A 3,783-nucleotide genomic window follows, 5' to 3' on the forward strand; every position below is an offset into this window, starting at 1 on the left:
CACGGCCAGCAGGGCCCAGGTGTAGCGCAGCGCGCCGGGGTCGTTCGCGTCGACGGCCAAGGATGCGGTCGCCAAGGCGGAGGAGGAAGCCAAGGCCAAGGCCGCCGAGGCCAAGAAGAAGGCGGAGGAGGAGGCCAGGAAGAAGGCCGAGGCCGAGCGACTCGCCGCCCTCGCCAAGCAGTTCACGCTGCCGATCTCCTCGTACACCCTCACCTCGACGTTCGGTCAGGCCGGCGCCTACTGGTCCTCCGGCTACCACACCGGCCTCGACTTCGCCGCCCCCACGGGCACGCCGATCAAGGCCGTGCACAGCGGCACCATCACCGAGGCGGGCTGGAACGGCTCCTACGGCTACAAGACCGTTCTCACCCTCGATGACGGCACCGAGATCTGGTACGCGCACCAGTCCTCCATCGGCGTCAGCGTCGGCCAGAAGGTCAGCACCGGCGACGTCATCGGCCGCGTGGGCGCCACCGGCAACGTCACCGGGGCGCACCTGCACCTCGAGGTCCACTCCGGCGGATCCGCCAGCGGCATTGACCCGATGGCGTGGCTGCGCGGCAAGGGACTGACTCCGTAAGCGGTACACACCCGTTGAAGCACCGGCGGCCCTGACGGCGACCCCCCCGACGTCAGGGCCGCCGGTTTTCCGGTGCGGTGTGTGGTGCGGTGTGGTGTTTACGGGAGTTTTGCGTCCGTTGTGGAATGAGGCCTTCCCCTACGGTCGTTGACACCGAGCATGACGTCTCTTCGCAAGCTCGGTACCTCCGGCCTCGAGGTCTTCCCCCTCGCCCTCGGTGGCAACGTCTTCGGCTGGACCGCCGACCAGGACCGGTCCTTCGCCGTCCTCGACGCCTACACCGCCGCCGGCGGCAACTTCGTCGACACCGCCGACGTCTATTCGGCGTGGGTCGACGGCAACCAGGGCGGGGAGTCCGAGACCCTGCTCGGCGCGTGGCTCGAGGCGCGCGGCAACCGCTCCGACGTCGTCGTCGCGACGAAGGTCAGCCAGCACCCCGACTTCCAGGGTCTGTCCGCCGCCAACATCAAGGCCGCCGCCGACGCCTCCCTGCGGCGCCTGCGCACCGACTACATCGACCTCTACTACACGCACTTCGACCAGCCCGACGTGCCCGTCGAGGAGATCATCGGCGCGCTCGACGACCTCGTGAAGTCCGGCAAGGTGCGGCACATCGCCGCCTCCAACATCACCGCCGAGCGGCTGCGGGCGTCCCTGGAGTTCTCCGACCGCGAGGGACTCGCCCGGTACGTCGCCCTCCAGCCGCACTACAACCTGGTCTCCCGTGACACCTACGAGGGTGAGCTCCAGGACCTCGCCGAGCGGACCGGCCTCGCGGCCGTTCCTTACTACGCGCTCGCATCCGGCTTCCTCACGGGCAAGTACCGGCCCGGGACGGAGGTCGAGAGCGCGCGGGCGGGCGGTGCCGCCAGGCATCTGGAAACCGAGCGGGGGCGGCGGGTTCTCGACGCCCTCGACGAGGTCGCCGGGGCGCACGACGTTCCCGTCGCCACGGTGGCGCTCGCCTGGCTCGCCGCGCAGCCGACCGTGACGGCGCCGATCGCTTCCGCGCGGACGGTGGAGCAGCTGCCCGCGCTGCTCGGTGTCGGGGAGCTGACGCTCTCGGAGGCCGAGATCGGACGGCTCACCCGGGCCTCGGCCTGATCCGAACGGCAGGCTTCGGGAGTGGCGTCGGGAACGGCTTCAAACGGCTTCAGGAGTGGTAGGGGTTGTACGCGGGGTACGGCGCCGGCTGATGGCCGTACCCGTACACCCCGTACACCGGCCAGGGCGGTGGCGTCACCGGGACCGGAGGGGCGGTGATCCGGGCCGCGTGGTCCAGCGCGGGGCGGGCCACCTCCCGGCGCCGCCACAGTCCGCCGAGCAGTTCCCGCTCCCGTACGGCGAAGTCCGCCCCGGGGCTGCCCCGCCGGGCCCGGTGCCGCAGGAACGCCAGCGATGTCGCGTACGCCTCGTACCGGGCCACCTCCCGGGCCGCCGCCCTGCCCGCGTGCCGGCGGGCGTACTGACGGGCGATCCGGCGGGCCCGCATCGAGCCGAGCGCGTACGGCTCGGCCGGGGTCAGCCAGCCGGCCACGGCGTAGGCGGGCAGCTCCGCCCGTACGGTCTTCAGCTCCCGCTGCCGCGTCCAGATCACCAGCCACGTCAGCAGCCCGAAGATGGGCACCATGAACGCCGCGTACACGGCGAAGAACCCGTACTCGCCGAAGGCCGACGAGCCGTTCCACATCGCGTGCATCCCCATCGCGAGCAGCAGCCCGCCGAGCGGGAAGGCGACGCGGCGCAGGGTCCGGCGGCCCGCCGAGAGCGCGGCGATGCCGAAGCCGATGCCGGTGAGGACCGTGAACAGCGGGTGCGCGAACGGCGACATGATGACGCGCACGAAGAAGGTCGCCGCCGTGACGGAGGCGATGCCGTGGCCGCCGGTGAGCTGGTCGGTGCCGAAGGCCGTGCCGAGGTAGAGGATGTTCTCGGTGAAGGCGAAGCCGGTGGCCGTCACGCCGGCTATGACGACCCCGTCGACGATGCCGGTGAAGTCGCGGCGCCGGAAGAGGAAGACCAGGAGGACGGCCGCCGCCTTGGCCGACTCCTCGACCACCGGCGCTATCACCGTCGCGCCGAGGGTGTCCGCGCTGGACGGGTCCGCCGTCGCCGTCGCAATCCATCTCGTCGCGAAGCTGTTGGCGACGATCGCTATCAGCGCCGCCGCGCAGGCGCCCCAGGCGAAGCAGAACAGCAGGTTCCGCCAGGGGCCGGGCTCGACCCGGTCCAGCCAGCGGAACGCGGCTATCAGCAGGGGCACCGGGAGGACGGCCAGCCCCAGCCCGACCAGGAACCCTTCCGTGCCGGTCTCCTCGCGGACCAGGGCGAGGATGACCAGGCCGGATATCGCGAGGAGCGTGCTCAGCGCGCCGTAGCGGACCCAGGCTCGGTGCCACCAGTGGGCGTGCCGCAGAAAGCCGGCCGTGCGTGGGCCGGCGAAGGGGACGCCGTCGGTGGGACCGCTCGGGTACGACGGATGCGGGGGGCTGGTGGCCACGGAATTGACCCTAACGACGGATGGGCGCTGTCCGCAGGCGGGAGAGGTGCCAGGGGTGGTCAGGCGCCGACGGGGGGCTGGTCCACGTGCTGTACGCGGCGGAAGAGGAGGTCGTTCACGACATGTCCCTTGTCCAGTCCCTGGCCCTCGAAACGGGTCAGTGGACGGAAGTCGGGGCGCGGCGCGAAACCACCGTCCGCCTGTGTGTTCTCGAAGTCAGGGTGTGCCGTGAGGACGTCGAGCATCTGTTCGGCGTACGGCTCCCAGTCGGTGGCGCAGTGGACGATCCCGCCGGGTCTGATGCGGGTGGCGGCGAGGGTCAGGAAGTCGGGCTGGATGATCCTGCGCTTGTGGTGCCGCTTCTTGGGCCAGGGGTCCGGGAAGTACACGCGCAGGCCGTTGAGGGAGTCCGGGGGGAGCATCTCGTGCAGGAGGATGATCGCGTCGCCGTTGCCGACCCGGACGTTGGACAGGCCGTTGCGGTCGGCGAGGTTGAGCAGGTTGCCCTGGCCGGGGGTGTGGACGTCGACGGCGAGGATGTTCGTGGCGGGATCGGCCGCGGCCATCTGGGCGGTGGCCTCGCCCATGCCGAAGCCGATCTCCAGGACGACGGGGTTGTCGTCGCGGCGGGCGGCGCAGAGCATGGCGACGGCGCTGGCCTGGGCCGTGCCCATCACCGTGCGGACGTTGTGCTGGCTGAAGA

General features: G+C 71.2%; 3 protein-coding genes and 1 pseudogene. 2 read left to right on the forward strand and 2 right to left on the reverse strand.

Features of this window, described 5'->3' with window-relative positions; translation table 11 throughout:
• Positions 1 to 61: 61 nt before the first annotated feature.
• Positions 62 to 580, forward strand: a pseudogene (locus tag ABZ281_RS41830) (M23 family metallopeptidase); the annotation flags it as partial.
• A gap of 159 nt (positions 581 to 739) precedes the next feature.
• Positions 740 to 1,684 (forward strand): aldo/keto reductase, encoded by a 945-nt coding sequence (locus ABZ281_RS41835; protein WP_356663174.1) that lies wholly within the window; start codon positions 740 to 742, stop codon positions 1,682 to 1,684.
• Positions 1,685 to 1,733: 49 nt separating this feature from the next.
• Here ABZ281_RS41835 and ABZ281_RS41840 read toward each other — a convergent pair whose 3' ends face one another.
• On the reverse strand, positions 1,734 to 3,080 hold the full coding sequence (locus ABZ281_RS41840; RefSeq protein ID WP_356663176.1) for a PrsW family glutamic-type intramembrane protease: 1,347 nt from the start codon (positions 3,078 to 3,080) through the stop codon (positions 1,734 to 1,736).
• 59 nt (positions 3,081 to 3,139) lie between these two features.
• Positions 3,140 to 3,754: a tRNA (guanosine(46)-N7)-methyltransferase TrmB gene (gene trmB / locus ABZ281_RS41845; protein ID WP_356663178.1), complete on the reverse strand. Its 615-nt coding sequence runs from the start codon at positions 3,752 to 3,754 to the stop codon at positions 3,140 to 3,142.
• Positions 3,755 to 3,783: the final 29 nt, after the last annotated feature.

Source organism: Streptomyces sp. NPDC006265 (assembly GCF_040613555.1).
Taxonomy (GTDB): domain Bacteria; phylum Actinomycetota; class Actinomycetes; order Streptomycetales; family Streptomycetaceae; genus Streptomyces.

What these genes read in the sequence shown, in the direction of transcription:
- trmB (WP_356663178.1), bottom strand. Translation starts at nt 3,754, where the DNA reads ATGGGCACGGCCCAGGCCAGCGCCGTCGCCATGCTCTGCGCCGCCCGC.
- ABZ281_RS41835 (WP_356663174.1), top strand. Translation starts at nt 740, where the DNA reads ATGACGTCTCTTCGCAAGCTCGGTACCTCCGGCCTCGAGGTCTTCCCC.